The sequence below is a fragment of the Sorangium sp. So ce726 genome (assembly GCF_051521405.1).
In the GTDB taxonomy this organism is placed as follows: domain Bacteria; phylum Myxococcota_A; class Polyangia; order Polyangiales; family Polyangiaceae; genus Sorangium.
In genome coordinates this window covers 167,026-180,052 of sequence record NZ_CP150349.1, presented here as the reverse complement: position 1 = coordinate 180,052, position 13,027 = coordinate 167,026, and the positions used below count along the sequence as shown (strand labels likewise).

General features: G+C 69.1%; 10 protein-coding genes. 7 read left to right on the top strand and 3 right to left on the bottom strand.

Going from position 1 to position 13,027, the window contains the following annotated elements; genetic code table 11:
* Window positions 1-146: 146 nt before the first annotated feature.
* The 4 genes from WME79_RS00660 (at window position 147) to WME79_RS00645 (ending at window position 6,808) form a co-directional block, all read left to right on the top strand.
* A complete protein-coding gene (locus WME79_RS00660) occupies window positions 147-1,766 on the top strand; it encodes a DUF1552 domain-containing protein (RefSeq protein ID WP_437530938.1) in 1,620 nt (539 codons plus the stop codon).
* A gap of 296 nt (window positions 1,767-2,062) precedes the next feature.
* Window positions 2,063-2,926, top strand: coding sequence for a DUF6209 family protein (locus WME79_RS00655; RefSeq protein WP_437530936.1), 864 nt, complete (start codon window positions 2,063-2,065; stop codon window positions 2,924-2,926).
* A gap of 55 nt (window positions 2,927-2,981) precedes the next feature.
* Window positions 2,982-5,054 carry a methionine--tRNA ligase gene (gene metG / locus WME79_RS00650; protein ID WP_437530934.1) on the top strand — a complete coding sequence of 691 codons (2,073 nt, stop codon included), beginning with the start codon at window positions 2,982-2,984 and terminating at the stop codon, window positions 5,052-5,054.
* Between the two features lie 362 nt (window positions 5,055-5,416).
* A complete protein-coding gene (locus tag WME79_RS00645; protein ID WP_437530933.1) occupies window positions 5,417-6,808 on the top strand; it encodes a hypothetical protein in 1,392 nt (463 codons plus the stop codon).
* Window positions 6,809-6,930: 122 nt separating this feature from the next.
* Here WME79_RS00645 and WME79_RS00640 read toward each other — a convergent pair whose 3' ends face one another.
* Entirely contained in the window at window positions 6,931-7,410 is a 480-nt protein-coding gene (locus tag WME79_RS00640; protein ID WP_437530931.1) for a hypothetical protein, read from the bottom strand.
* 232 nt (window positions 7,411-7,642) lie between these two features.
* Here WME79_RS00640 and WME79_RS00635 point away from each other — a divergent pair, with 232 nt between their 5' ends.
* Window positions 7,643-8,533, top strand: a complete 891-nt coding sequence (locus WME79_RS00635) for a hypothetical protein (RefSeq protein WP_437530929.1) — start codon at window positions 7,643-7,645, stop codon at window positions 8,531-8,533.
* Between the two features lie 72 nt (window positions 8,534-8,605).
* On the opposite strand, the gene WME79_RS00630 is transcribed toward WME79_RS00635, so the two are convergent.
* Window positions 8,606-10,111 (bottom strand): FAD-dependent oxidoreductase, encoded by a 1,506-nt coding sequence (locus tag WME79_RS00630; RefSeq protein WP_437530927.1) that lies wholly within the window; start codon window positions 10,109-10,111, stop codon window positions 8,606-8,608.
* A gap of 43 nt (window positions 10,112-10,154) precedes the next feature.
* On the opposite strand from WME79_RS00630, the gene WME79_RS00625 reads away from it, so the two are divergent.
* On the top strand, window positions 10,155-10,673 hold the full coding sequence (locus tag WME79_RS00625) for a MarR family winged helix-turn-helix transcriptional regulator (protein ID WP_437540112.1): 519 nt from the start codon (window positions 10,155-10,157) through the stop codon (window positions 10,671-10,673).
* Between the two features lie 45 nt (window positions 10,674-10,718).
* Here WME79_RS00625 and WME79_RS00620 read toward each other — a convergent pair whose 3' ends face one another.
* A complete protein-coding gene (locus WME79_RS00620; protein ID WP_437530925.1) occupies window positions 10,719-11,930 on the bottom strand; it encodes a cytochrome P450 in 1,212 nt (403 codons plus the stop codon).
* A 355-nt stretch (window positions 11,931-12,285) separates the two neighbouring features.
* On the opposite strand from WME79_RS00620, the gene WME79_RS00615 reads away from it, so the two are divergent.
* Window positions 12,286-12,804, top strand: a complete 519-nt coding sequence (locus tag WME79_RS00615; RefSeq protein ID WP_437530923.1) for a DUF2690 domain-containing protein — start codon at window positions 12,286-12,288, stop codon at window positions 12,802-12,804.
* Window positions 12,805-13,027 lie beyond the last annotated feature (223 nt).

Sequence of the window (13,027 nt, the reverse complement as noted above, 5' to 3'; positions counted from 1 at the left end):
CCGAGCGAATTACAAATACGTTCACGCGCCCGCGGGGATTATGGGGGGATGGAGACGTGGCAAACGCGGGCATCCGGGGGGCGCTCCGAGTGTCAGCCGGGCGCTGTTTCCACTTAGGCAGGAAAAATACGATCATGGCAAAGCGCGTGAACCGAAGAATTTTCCTCCGGGGGCTGGGCGGAGCTTGCGTCGCGGCGCCGTTCCTCGGCTCGATCTTCGACCGCTCTGTGATGGCGCAGCCGGCCACGCCACCGAAGCGGCTGATCGTGATGTACACGCACTATGGCTGCATCACGACGCGGTGGTTCCCGAAGAAGTCGCACGGCCCGCTCACCGCCGCAGACCTCGAGTCGACGACGCTCAAGCACCTGGCGCCTTACGTCGACAAGCTCCTCATGCCCCGAGGCATCCGCGCGATGAACGAGTGGACGGCGACGATGGTTCGGGGGCAGGGGAACGATGAAAACACGCAGGTGAACGGGTCGTACTTCACTTGCCACCCGGTCACTCCCAACAGCAACGACCCGTTCAGCTTCAACACGGCGACGAAGTTCAACGCCATGCCGATCGGTCCCTCGCTGGATCACGTCATCGCACGACAGCTCAGCCCGCAAGGCACTCCGTTGCTCTTGAACACAAGTGGTCAGAATGATAACTCTCAGTCGGCGATCTCCTACTCCGCCGCCGAGACCCTCTTCAGGGGCTTCAACGCGCAGCAGGCCTTCAGCAGCCTCACGGGCGTCTTGGAGACGGGGAAGCCGCCGTCTCCGGACACCTACGCGGCGATGCGCGGTAAGAGCGTCCTCGACATCGTGAAGGATGATCTGCAGAGGCTCGAGCGGTTCGACATGAGCCGTGCCGACAAGCAGAAGCTCGCAGCCTGGAAGGAGCTCATCCACTCGACAGGCAACGTGGTGGCTTCTGCGCAGTGCGACACGTCCCTCGCCACGGCGCTCGGCGTGACGCAAGCAAACATCGACCTGGTGAGCAACGTGAACTACTCGGACAAGCTGACGCGGCCAATCTCAGGCAGCCTGGACGGAGCGGACCTCTATTCGAACCTCGCCGTGCTCGCGGCGGCGTGCAACGCGAACCCCGTCATCTTCCTGAAGTACCCCCCGGCCTACAGCTTTGGGGGGCTCGGCCTGACGCAGGAGGCCGCGGGTCTCGCGAGTCGCTTGGACCACGCGGGCATGCAGGGCACCTGCGTCCCCGGTGTGATCGAGATGATCCTCAAGATCGACGACTACTATGCGAGGAAGTTCGCCAACCTCGTCGGGCAGCTGAACGGTATCGACGAGGGCGACGGGACGCTCCTCGACAACTGCGCGGCCGTCTGGTTCCAGGACGCGTCGGACGGCTGCGCCCGCAACCTCAACAACCTGCCGATCGTCCAGGTCGGCAGCGCCGGCGGCTATTTCAAGACCGGCTGGGCCGTGAACGTCGAAGACGGCTCGCCCGATCTCACGACCGGCAACAGCGAGATCACGTGCGCCGACGGCACTCCGGACCAGGTCGACGCGATCTCCCAGGAAACGGGGACCGATCCGTCGCTCGCCAACGCGCCGATCAACAAGTACTACTGCAGCTTGATGAACGCCCTCGGGGTCAAGGCAGGCCCGGATGGTTTCCCGGCAAAGGGCGGTTCGGCGCCGGTGACCCACTTCGGCATGTACGACCGGACGGAAGACTTCATCGGTGGCGGGACCAATCCCCCCACCATCCACGATCCAGGCGAGTTCGCCGCGCTCAGGGCGAACTCCTGAGCGGTCTCGTCCCCGAGCCTGCCGCGCGCCCGGGTCATGAATGCGCCGCGGGCGAGGCGACCACCGCAGCCCGACGCGACGGCTCGGTCACGGCGAGCTCCCCGGGCCCGGGGCTTGACAGCTGGGCCCGGTCTGGGTCCATGCCGTCCGAGGAGCTGCGCTCCGCCGTCACGCCCCCCTGAAACCGCACCCGCGCGATCAGCCGGCGCGCGATCGGCCTTCATGTCGGCCGAAACGTCACCCCGCTTGCATCGGCTGCCCGTTCCTGGCTACCCGTCCATGCAAGGAGGGTCCCGATGGCAACGACCGCTGTTCTCCAGTTCCTCCCTGACTGGCAGCACGCGCAGCAGGGTCCGATCGAGCGCGGGGGGAAGCTCAGGATCGACTATGAGCTGAGCCGCCTTTCGCGCTGCTTCACGACATGGCGCGGCGCCGAGATCGGCGACATCACCGCCTACGTCCGCTTTCACCCGCGCGGCGCGATCGTGCAGGGGAGCGTCGTCGAGGAGGTGCGGGCCCCGGGGAACCCGCCCGGGCACGTCATCGCGCACAGGGCCGCGGCCCTGGAGATCTCGGTGCCCGACGACGCGACCCAGGCGGAGATCTGGTTCCACGGCTTCTCTCAGACCAGCCGCCGGTGCGAGACGTGGGACACTCGCTTCGGCGACAACTACTGGTTCGACGTGGGCGGCCCGCCGCCGCGGATCCCCGCGCAGCCGGTCGTCTACCGCGCGGGGGCACAGCGGCGACCCGACATCACGAACGTCCGGGCCTTGCGGGTCTCGAAGGTCAACGCGTTCCCGAGGCCCGCACAGGGGCCGATCATGGGGAAAGACATCCAGACCCACGTGGACCTCGACGCGTGGGTCAGCCATTCGGCGTGGGGCGCCAAGGCATGGATCGATGTTCACGTGTTCGACGGCCACGACGCGCTCGTCCACGCCGAGACGATCCCGCTTTCGTATACCGGGTGGGGCCCGAACCAGCAGTTCAGCTTCGCGGGCAAGATTTTCCAGGGATCTACCGCGACGCCGGGCTCGGTGTCGCCACGGCCGGACGCGCGCAAGGTGCAGTTCCGGCTCTATTACGAGATCGACGGCCAGGTGTTCACGGATGGAGTCCTGCACCAGGCCGAGCTCCCCGAGGACGCGCGGATCTGATCGACGCCGCGCCGCCTCGCCGCGGGAGAGCGCCCCATGCTAAGAGGGCGTTCCCATGGCGAGCCGCTTCTACGTCACGACGCCCATCTATTACATCAACGACGTCCCGCACCTCGGCACCGCCTACACGACGATCGCCGCGGATGTGCTGTGCCGCTACCACCGGCTGCGCGGCCACGAGAGCCGCATGCTCACCGGCACGGACGAGCACGGCCTCAAGATCCAGCGCGCCGCCGAGGCGCGCGGCGTCGCGCCGGGCGCCCACGCCGACGAGATCGCCGCCGTCTTCCGCGCCACGTGGCCGCAGCTCGGCTGCGCTCCCGACGACTTCATCCGCACGAGCGAGCCGCGCCACAAGAAGGCCGTGCAGGAGCTCTGGAGCCGGATCAAGGCGCGCGGGGACATCTACCTCGGCCACTACGAGGGGCTCTACTGCGTCGGGTGCGAGGCCTACTATACCGAGAAGGACCTGGAGCAGCCCGGGAACGTCTGCCCGCTGCACAAGAAGCCCGCCGAGAGCGTCAAGGAAGAGAGCTACTTCTTCCGCCTGTCCAGGTACGGAGACGCGCTGCTCGACTACTACAAGCGCAACCCGACGTTCGTGCAGCCGGCGAGCCGCCTGAACGAGGTGGCGAGCTTTGTGCGCGAGGGGCTCCAGGATCTGTCGGTCTCCCGCACCACGTTCGAGTGGGGCATCCCCGTCCCTGACGACCCGAAGCACGTCATGTATGTCTGGTTCGACGCGCTGGCGAACTACATGACCGCCCTCCGGGAGCCGGAGGACAACACGCGCTTCTGGCCCGCGGACGTGCACCTCGTCGGCAAGGACATCCTGCGCTTCCACGCCGTCTACTGGCCTGCGTTCCTGCTCTCGGCCGGCTACAGCGAGGCGGAGTTGCCGCGTCAGGTCTTCGCCCACGGGTTCCTCACGTACAGCGGCCAGAAGATGTCGAAGACGCTCCGCAACACCATCAGCCCCGTCGAGGTGGCGGCCGCCCTCTCCGAGGCGGCCGCGGCGGCCCTGCCCGGCGGCCCGGGCGCGCCGCCCGTCGGGGTGGACGTGGTGCGGTATTGCCTGATGCGCGCGATCTCGTTCGGCCAGGATGGCGATTTCGGCCTCCAGGATGTGCTGTCGCGGTATGGCTCGGAGCTCGGCAATGCGCTCGGCAACCTGCTGAATCGCGTGCTCCCGTTCGCCGAGGAGGTCCCCGTGAAGGGGGCGTTGGGCCCGCTCGAGGAGGAGCTCGCCGGGGCGCAGCGGCAGGCCGCGACGGGCGCGGCGGCGGCGTTCGACGCGAACCAGCCGACGCGCGCGCTCGACGCGATCTGGACGGTGATCGCCGCGGCGAACCTCTACATCGACAAGGCCGCTCCGTGGGTGGCCAAGAAGACGGACCCGGCGCGCCTCGGGACGATCATCGCGACGTTGATCGAGCAGCTCGAGGCGATCAGCGTGATGATCTCCCCCGTGATGCCGGTCGTGGCGGACAGGATGCGCGAGCAGCTCGGGCTGCCGCCGATCGCGTTCGAGGCGGGCAGCGATCGCTGGCCGATGGCGCTCCCTGCGCGAGCGCCGGGCGAGAAGCTCCGCCGGGGCTCGCCCATCTTCCCGCGCCTCGAGAAGGAGAAAGAGGCCGAGCTGCTCGCCCGGTTTGCCCCGCCGCGGCCGGACGCCGAGCCGGCGAAGGCCGATGCGAAGGCCGGCGCGAAGGCCGATTCGAAGGCCGCCCCGGAGGCGAAGGCCGCGCCCGCGGCGAGCGGCGGCGCCGAGGTGGCCGCCCCGCCGGCGCCCCAGGGAAAGAGCCCCGTGGCGTTCGACGATTTCGCCCGGCTGGACCTCCGGATCGGCGTGGTCACGAGCGCTGAGCGCGTGAAGAAGAAGGACCGGCTGCTCGATCTGCGCGTCGACACCGGCGACGGCGCTCCGCGGCGCATCATCTCGGGCATCGCGGCGAGCTACGCCCCGGAAGAGCTGGTGGGCAAGCGGGTCGTCGTCATCTGCAACCTGCCGCCGCGCGACTTCGGCAAAGGGCTCGTGTCCGAAGGCATGCTGCTGACCGCCGATGTCGAGGGGCGAGTCCGCACCATCACGGTCGAGGACGCCGCGCCGGGCACGCCGGTGCTCTGATACCACACGTCAACAGACACGCGATTCACAGCGCAGCGACACGACGGGAGCGACACACCGGCCTCTGGTGGTGGGGGACTTTGGCCGCAGGTGGGAATCTTTGAACCGCCAAGTCGCCAGAAGACGCCAAGAAAAACCCAAAATCTTGGCGTCTTCTGGCGACTTGGCGGTTCCATCATTCCGGCAGGGTGGGGGAATCTCCTCACCACCCCGCCTCCGCGGCCGCGCGGCGTGTTCGCGATCGCCGCGCCGCGATCGTGCTTTTCACGCCGGGGGGCCGGGGACCACCGGGGATGCCGGTCCGCGCGCCGGGGGGCGTGCTAGACCTGGTCAATGCGCGCTTGCCTTGGCACGAGGAGGCGGTGAGCATCTCCCTGCGGGGGCGCGATGCCGTGGCCCTGGCCATGGCGGTCGCGGCGCACGCCGCGATCCTCACAGCGCCGACGCCGGAGCGGTTGCCGGAGAGCCCTGCCGAGCCGTCCGCGCTCGTGGATGGCATCGATTTCGAGCTGGAATCACCGGCTCCGCAGGCCGCAACCACGGCGCCTGTGGGGAGCGAGCCGGAGGCGGCCGGCGAGATCGGCAAGGCCGCTCCGGCCGAGAAAACACAGGCGCCCGCGCCGGGCGCCGCAGCGGCCAAGGTCGCCTCGGTGGAGCGCGCGAGGCCTGCGCCGGCCGCTCCCGCCGCAGAGCCGAAGGCCGCGCCTCCGGAGACCACGCCGCCCGCAGCCGAAGCCGCCGCCCGGCCTGCGGCCGAGGCCCCAGCGCCCACCGCAGAGGCTCCCGGCGCCCCCGCGCCCACCGCCGAGGCCCCTGCGCCCGCCGCAGAGGCCCCGGGGGCCCCGGCGGCGGCGCCGCCCGGCGACGAGTACGGCGGGGCACCGCCCGCTGAGGGCGGGGGCATCGCGCTCGCGCCAGGGCTCGGGACGCCCCTCTGGACGGTGCCCGGCGTGCTCCCCGGCCCCGACGCGCCGCGCGCCGCCCCGACGGCCGCCCCGCGCGCTCGCCCCGTGGATCCGGCGATCGCGGGCACGGTGCTGAACGAAACGCTGCACAGCAAGGACAAGAGCGTGGGGATCAGCATCCCCGCCGCAGGCGCGGTGGCGAGCACCCTGGCGGACATGGTGCGCTCCTCGACCGCGCCCCTCGATGCGCGGGCGACCTTCGAGGTCAAGCTCGGCGCCGACGGCCAGGTCCTCGGCGTCCGGCTGGTGAGCGCGTCGGCCGGGGACGGCCCCACGTGGGATCGCATCGTGGACGGCGCCAAGGGCGCGCTCGCTGGGAGCGCGCTGCAGATGGGGCCTGACCGGCAGCCGGTGACCGTCACGGTCAAGGTCCAGTCCAAGGTGCAGTATCCGTCCGGCAGCAGGAAGAAGCCCAAACCGGAGCTCGTGTGCGCCGAGGAGGTGCTCGAGCAGCTCCAGCTGGCGATGGAGGATCCGAGTCGGCTCGGCCAGCTGCGTGGCCCGGGCGACGGGGCGCCGCCGGCGGGCGACATGGATGAAGAAGAGCGAAAGAGGATGTTCTGCATCCCGCTCGGGCTTCGCGTCAAAGGCGATCTGTCCGATATCGGCGCGCACAAGGTCAACGTGGTCTCGGCGTCGTTCGCGGTGAAGCGCGAGGGCGAGCGCGCCCTGCCGCACGAGGACATCCTGCCGATCGACACGCGCGTGCCGTGGGCGCCCAAGGACCCGAAGAAGACGAAGCTGCCGCCGCCCAAGAAGAAGAAGTGGAAGAAGAAGAAGGAGCCTTGACGGCCCCGACAGCGCCCGGCGCGTCACCCAGCCGGGGCACGGAGCGTCGCCTCGGTGACGGCCCGCGTGACGGTGACCGGGAGCGTGCGCTGGCCGGTCTGGCGTCGTCCGTCGCAGCTCGATCAGCGCGACGAGGCCTTGATGGCGGCGAGCGCAGACGTGTACTCGGCCATCGCCGCCGAGATCGTTGCGGCTTGCCGATCGAGCATCGATGCACGTTCGAGCGCCTCGCGCTGCAGGCAGAGCGCGTGGCGCGCGAGATCATCGTTACCCGCTCGAACCGCGAGCTTCGCGTTTCGTTCCCATTCACGGGCGTTCGCAGCCTCCCACGCAGCCCCTTGTGCCAGCTTCGCCCCGTATTTCTCAAGTGATTCCAGACAGCGTTGAGCCTCTTCAAATCGACGAGCTCCCTCGTCCTCGGCGCTCGGCTGAGCCGTCAAACCACGTCGAAGCTTTGACAGGACGCGAGTCAACCAATGAGGCACCCTTTCCGGTGCCCGCACAGGTTTGAGCCGAGCAGCAACTGCAGCATCATCGATACGCTTCAAATAGCGTTCAAATCGCTCGGCGAGCTCGGCAAGCTTCTCGGCCTGGGAATCCATCTCGATTGAACCGCCTGCTTCTCATCTTATGCCGGAGCCACGTCCGTTGGAAGACGGGTACCAGCCCCCTGAGCCGTGCCGTCTCCCTCGGCAACGAGGACGCCGCCCGTGTCGTCCACGGGGCGCGATGCACGAGGAGCTGGCACCCCGTATCGCGCGGGCCGTCGAGATCGTCCTCGCCGAGGAAGACCCGGAGGATGTAGCCTGATCCGATAACGGGAGGGTTGCCGTGATGCACACATGCCGGAATGGCCTCGTGGTGGGTGCTTCGATCGTGCTGACGACGGTGGTCCTGGGAGCGTGCGGCGGCGACGACGACGGCGGTGGGACGGGCGCTCAGTCTTCCACCGGAGGGAGCCTCGTCTGTCCCATGTCGCAGCCGACGGCGTGTCCGCCGGCCGCGAGCACCTACTGCGCCGACACCACGAGCGACGCGAACAACTGCGGAGGGTGCGGCATGAAGTGCGGCGCTGGCCAGGCGTGCTCGGAGAGCGCGTGCGTGTGCCCGCCGGCGAACCCGGACGCGTGCTCCCAGGAAGGCTCGACGATCTGCACGAAGCTCGCGACCGATCCGGAGCACTGCGGCACCTGCGACAACGCATGCGCGACGTCGGAGGCGTGCGTCGAGGGCACCTGTCGCGTCGTATGCGAACCGCAGCAGACGACGTGCCCCGCGAGCGGCGGGCAGCCCGCTTACTGCGCGTCGTTGAGCACGACCAAGGACTGCGGGGCGTGCGGAAACGCCTGCGCGTTGGACCACACCTGCTCCGGCGCGGAAGGGAGCGTGGGATGCGTCGTATGCGTTCCCAGCGTCGCGAGCGCGACCGACGACGTGCCCACGCCGCCCGCGGGCTGGAAGGTCACCTGCCTCACCACGCCGTGCCCGATCGTGCGCTGCGGGGAGCTCACCTTCTGGGTGTACTCGGACACCAACAACGAGGAGCTCTTCGGCGTGACCGGGTACGACGCGCAGGACAACCTGGTCAAGGGCCCGGTGACGGTCACGGGCGATCGCTACATCTCGTCGATCACGCTGGACCCCGCGACGGAGACCGCGAACCTGATCGGCCAGAACGGTGGTACCGGCGTCCAGGTGCCCTGGTCGATGTTCCGTCTCCCCTGACGCGAGGGGCCGCGCCGTTGGCTCGGTGAACTCCACAGCCTGCGGCGTGGCGAGAGCGCGCTCTCGTCCTTGTCATCCCCGCGAGGGGAGGCCGACCTTGGCAAGGTAGGCTTCCAGGGCCGGTGCATGATCGGACGACACGATGGCGCCAATGTATCCGTCCGGCCGGACGAGCACCCAGTCGCCGAGCGACACGCCATAAGCAGCGCGGAGATGGCCGCCATCATCGACAATGTCGCCGCGCGGCCCGACGGCGTGGATGTGAAGTCCGGGGCGCGGCTCGACGGCCGAGAGCCGGTCCGGCCCATAACCCAGCAAGGTCCAATGCGTACCTTGGAAGAGCTTGAAGAGCCGTGTCGGCATCCCCGCCACGCCACGGACGGGCGCGTCTGGCGCTCGGTCGCCCGCGAGGACGCCGCCGCTGCGCTTCGGCTTCTCCATGGCCAGCGACGATTCCGGGTATCCGAGATCGAGCTGATGCACCTCGCGACCGCGGCGCATGACGCCTCCCTTGGCCGCCTCCAGGAGCTTCGTTGTCAGGCCGAGCGTCTCCGCGGCGATCGGCCGGCGCTCCTCCTCGTAGGTCGCGAGCAGCGCCTCCGGGGCACCTGCCAGGACGGCGGCGAGCTTCCAGCCGAGGTTGTAGGCATCCTGCACGCTCGTATTGAGGCCCTGCCCACCCGTCGGCGGGTGAATATGCGCGGCATCGCCGGCGAGGATGACGCGCCCGTCCCGGTAACGATCGGCGAGGCGCGCGTTCATGGTGTAAGCGGAGGCCCAGGAGACCGAGCGGATCACGATGTCGCCTCGGCCCGTGCGGCCCGTTACCATCGCTGTAAGGCCTTCCGCGGAGAGATCGACATCGCCCTCGAGAGGAATCGGCGCCTGCAACTGGAACATGTCGGTGCCGGCGAGCGGGCACAGCGACATGTGCTTTTCCATCGACCGGTCGTTGAAGCGATGCCAGGCGGCCCTGCTGAGTCCCTTCAGGACGACGTCGGCGACGACCGCGCGCACCCCCAGGGTCTTGCCGGGAAAGCCGATCGCGAGCGCGTGCCGTACGACGCTGCGGCCGCCGTCCGCTCCGACGAGATAGCGGACGCGGACGGTCTCCTCGCCCATCGGGCCAGCGATGCGCGCGTTAACGCCCTCGCCATCCTGCTCGAAGCTCTTCAGCTCGCGGCCGAACTCCGGGTACGTCCCGAGCTCCGCCAGACGCTCGCGCATCACGGCTTCGGTCAGGAATTGCGGCACGAGGAGCGGCAGACGATAGGGCTCACCCGGCGTCGGGTCCTGAGGCTCCATGATCTGCGACTCCTCGTAGCCTCCGTCGTCGCGATATACCCGCGGGGGTGGGTACAGGCCGCCGGCCGCAACGACGCGGTCAAGGATGCCCAGATCCTCGAACACCTCCTGGCTGCGCGGCTGGATCCCTTTGCCGCGCGAGCCGCGAAATGGCCCGTCCTGCCTGTCGATGAGCCGGAACGCAACGCCCCGACGGGCGAGCTCAATGGCGAGGGTCAACCCAGCAGCACCTGCACCAACGATCAGGACATCCGTCGAAAAAATAGATTCCACAGCGAGCTCCGCTTTGTTGGACCGCGTTTCAGATATGTGTATCATGCATATAACTGCGCCCTCCGAAGCGTCAAGGGAATTTGTGCAAAATACACGCATCACAAAAAAGAAGCTCCGCGAGCTCCACGGAGCCATGGTCGATCTGACGGCGCTCATGAACCAGCCGCAGCGCGATCAGGCGCTGCTCGCGGAGGCAGGCCTCTCCCTGGATCAAGCCCTCTTTCGGCTGCTGGTGGGGATCGAGCGCTTCGGGCCGATCGGCGTGGTCGAGCTCTCGAACCGAGCCGGGCGCGATTACACGACCGTCAGCCGCCAGGTCGCGAAGCTCGAGAGCCTGGGGCTGATCGAACGCCGACCGAGCCCAGCCGATCGTCGCATCCATGAGGCCGTGATCACCGACAAGGGGCGGCAGATGACGGACGCCTTGGACGCCGCGCGTCAGAGGCTTGCGGCACCTATCCTCGCCAAGTGGAGTGAGGAAGACTTCAGCGACCTGGTGCGCCTGATGCGCCGGTTCGTGGACGACTTGATGGCGCCGTCCAGCGGAACGGACAAGACCTGAGGTGGTCGCCGGCCTCCTGCGGCGCCGCCGACGTCCTGGCGCCCTTCAGCACGGCGTGTGCGCCCCCGCGGCGTGCACCGCGGCGCGCCTCCCCGGCTCGAAGCGGATCGGCAAGCGCGCCGGGCCGTGCACGATGATCGCCTTGCGCGGCTCCCACGGCTCGTCGCTCGCGAGCCGGAGGCCCTTCAGCCGGCAGAGCAGATCCGGCAGCGCGATCCGCGCCTCCAGGCGCGCCAGCGCCGCCCCGATACAGAAGTGGATGCCGTGGCCGAACGCGACGTGCGGGTTGGGGTCGCGCCCGATGTCGAAGCGGCCGGGGTCGTGAAACTGCAGCGGATCCCGGTTCGCGGAGCCGATCACGGGCAGCACCAGCTTGCCGGCCGGGATCACCTGGCCGTGCACCTCGACGGCGCGCCTCGTCTCGCGGAACACCATCTGCAGCGGCGAGCGGTGGCGCAGGACCTCCTCGATCGCCGAGGGCAAGCGCTCGGGCGCCGCCCGGAGGCGGAAGAGCTCCGCCGGGCTCTCGATGAAGCACAAGATCGCGTTGTCGATCAGGTTCGTTGTCGTCTCGGTGCCCGCCGCGAGCAGGAGCTGGAAGAAGTTCAGGATGTCTCCCTCGGTCAGCCGCTCGCCGTCCACCTCGGCCTCGACGAGCCGGGTCAAGAGATCCTCCGCCGGCGCCCTCCGGCGCGCCTCGATCAGGTCTGCGAGATACGCCTTCATCTCTTCCTTCACCACGGCGTGCTCGCTCACGGCCCTCGCCGCCTCCTCGCCGCCGGAGATCGCGTGGCTGAGGTTCATTATCACCTCGCTCCATCGCAGCAGCCGCGCCCGGTCCTCGGGGGGAATGCCGATCATCTCCGCGATCACCATCGTGGGCAGCGGCCCCGCGTAGTCCACCGCGACGTCCATCTCCCCGCGCTCGATCCACGGATCCAGGAGCTCGCGCGACAGCTCCCGGATGCGCGGCTCCAGGCCCGCGATCGAGCGCGGCGTGAACGCCCGCAGGACGATGGATCGAAGCTTCGTGTGGCGCGGCGGGTCGGAGAAGATGATCCAGTCCGGCGCCTTGCCGGTGGGAGGCGTCACCGCGGAGCTGAACGCGTCATGATCGGTCAGCGCCCGCTTCACCCCGTCGTAATCAAAGACCATCCAGAGATCGAGCGGAGCGACATGGAATACGGGAGAGCCGGTCCGCAGCTGATCGTAGAGGGGATAAGGATCCCGCCGCATCTCGTCCGGGAAAAGGTTCATCGTCGAAACCTCCGTCGTCTGGAGTCGCCGGTGGCAGCCGCCCTTCGGAGACGATGGTAATCGATGCACCCACGAGATGGAGCGCCGGAACGCGCCTCCCGCGCGGAATGCGCCAGTCGACACGACCCGGACGGACGCGTCGCGCGATCGTCGCGCGCCGCGCGCCGCCGGCGGCCCCTGATGAGCCCGCGGCGCCCGACGTAGCGAGTCCTGGGCGGCGCCTGACACGGGCCCTTTCGCGCGGACGCTGGAACCGGTCGGGGCCCGGCGCCCGTACCCAGGCCGAGACCTCGACGCGCCGGCGCCGCTCGGTAGCGCAATGCCCGCGTTCCCAGGGCTCGAAAGGACATGGACCATGCGTATCGCCTCCTCGTTTGCCGTCGCCGCCCTTGGAGCTTCCTTTGCCCTCGCCGGCTGCATCGCCGACACGTCCGAGCCCGAGCCGCTCGACGGAGAGGGCTCCGCGCAGGAGGACGCGGGCGAGGCCGCTGCCGCGCTCGGCACCTGCTACGGCGCCTCGTGCACCGGGCAGGACCCTGGCGCGACCGGGTGCGAGGCCGACGCAGTAACGCGGGCGTCGAGCGACATCATGTCGGGCACCACCGCGATCGGCAAGATCGTGATCCGGTACTCGCCGAGCTGCAACGCGGTGTGGGCAAGGACCGTCGTGACGAGCGGCAGCGCGTATCTCCGGGCAGAGATCACGAGGAGCTCGCCCTACGCGACAAGCCAGGCCGAGTCGAGCTCACCGACCGACGCGCTGCGCTCGGCCATGCTGGCCGTCACGCCAGGATCCAGGTTCACCGCCGTTGGCAAGATCGGCTCGAACCCTGGCATCTTTCAATTCAGCGGCACCGTCCGAACGAACTTCTGATCCCGCGGTGAACCCGGGCCCCCGGCGGCGCAGCGCAGGCGCCGCGAGCACCGCAGAGCCCGCCAGCCGGGCGCGGCGGCGCGCCCCCGCTCGATCCCGGTCGATACCGCCGCACCGGGGCCGCAGTGCTGATGTCTGTAGACATCAATCGGCCCGCCGCAGAGCCGGCTTGAGGCGCAACATCCCCGACAGACCACCGGCCCCACGCGACGGCGAGGCGCGC

Excerpts from the sequence above, each read along its gene's own strand:
- metG (WP_437530934.1), top strand. The coding sequence starts at position 2,982 with ATGGCGAGCCGCTTCTACGTCACGACGCCCATCTATTACATCAACGAC.
- WME79_RS00640 (WP_437530931.1), bottom strand. The coding sequence starts at position 7,410 with ATGGATTCCCAGGCCGAGAAGCTTGCCGAGCTCGCCGAGCGATTTGAA.
- WME79_RS00625 (WP_437540112.1), top strand. The coding sequence starts at position 10,155 with ATGCATATAACTGCGCCCTCCGAAGCGTCAAGGGAATTTGTGCAAAAT.
- WME79_RS00655 (WP_437530936.1), top strand. The coding sequence starts at position 2,063 with ATGGCAACGACCGCTGTTCTCCAGTTCCTCCCTGACTGGCAGCACGCG.
- WME79_RS00615 (WP_437530923.1), top strand. The coding sequence starts at position 12,286 with ATGCGTATCGCCTCCTCGTTTGCCGTCGCCGCCCTTGGAGCTTCCTTT.
- WME79_RS00620 (WP_437530925.1), bottom strand. The coding sequence starts at position 11,930 with ATGAACCTTTTCCCGGACGAGATGCGGCGGGATCCTTATCCCCTCTAC.
- WME79_RS00635 (WP_437530929.1), top strand. The coding sequence starts at position 7,643 with ATGCACACATGCCGGAATGGCCTCGTGGTGGGTGCTTCGATCGTGCTG.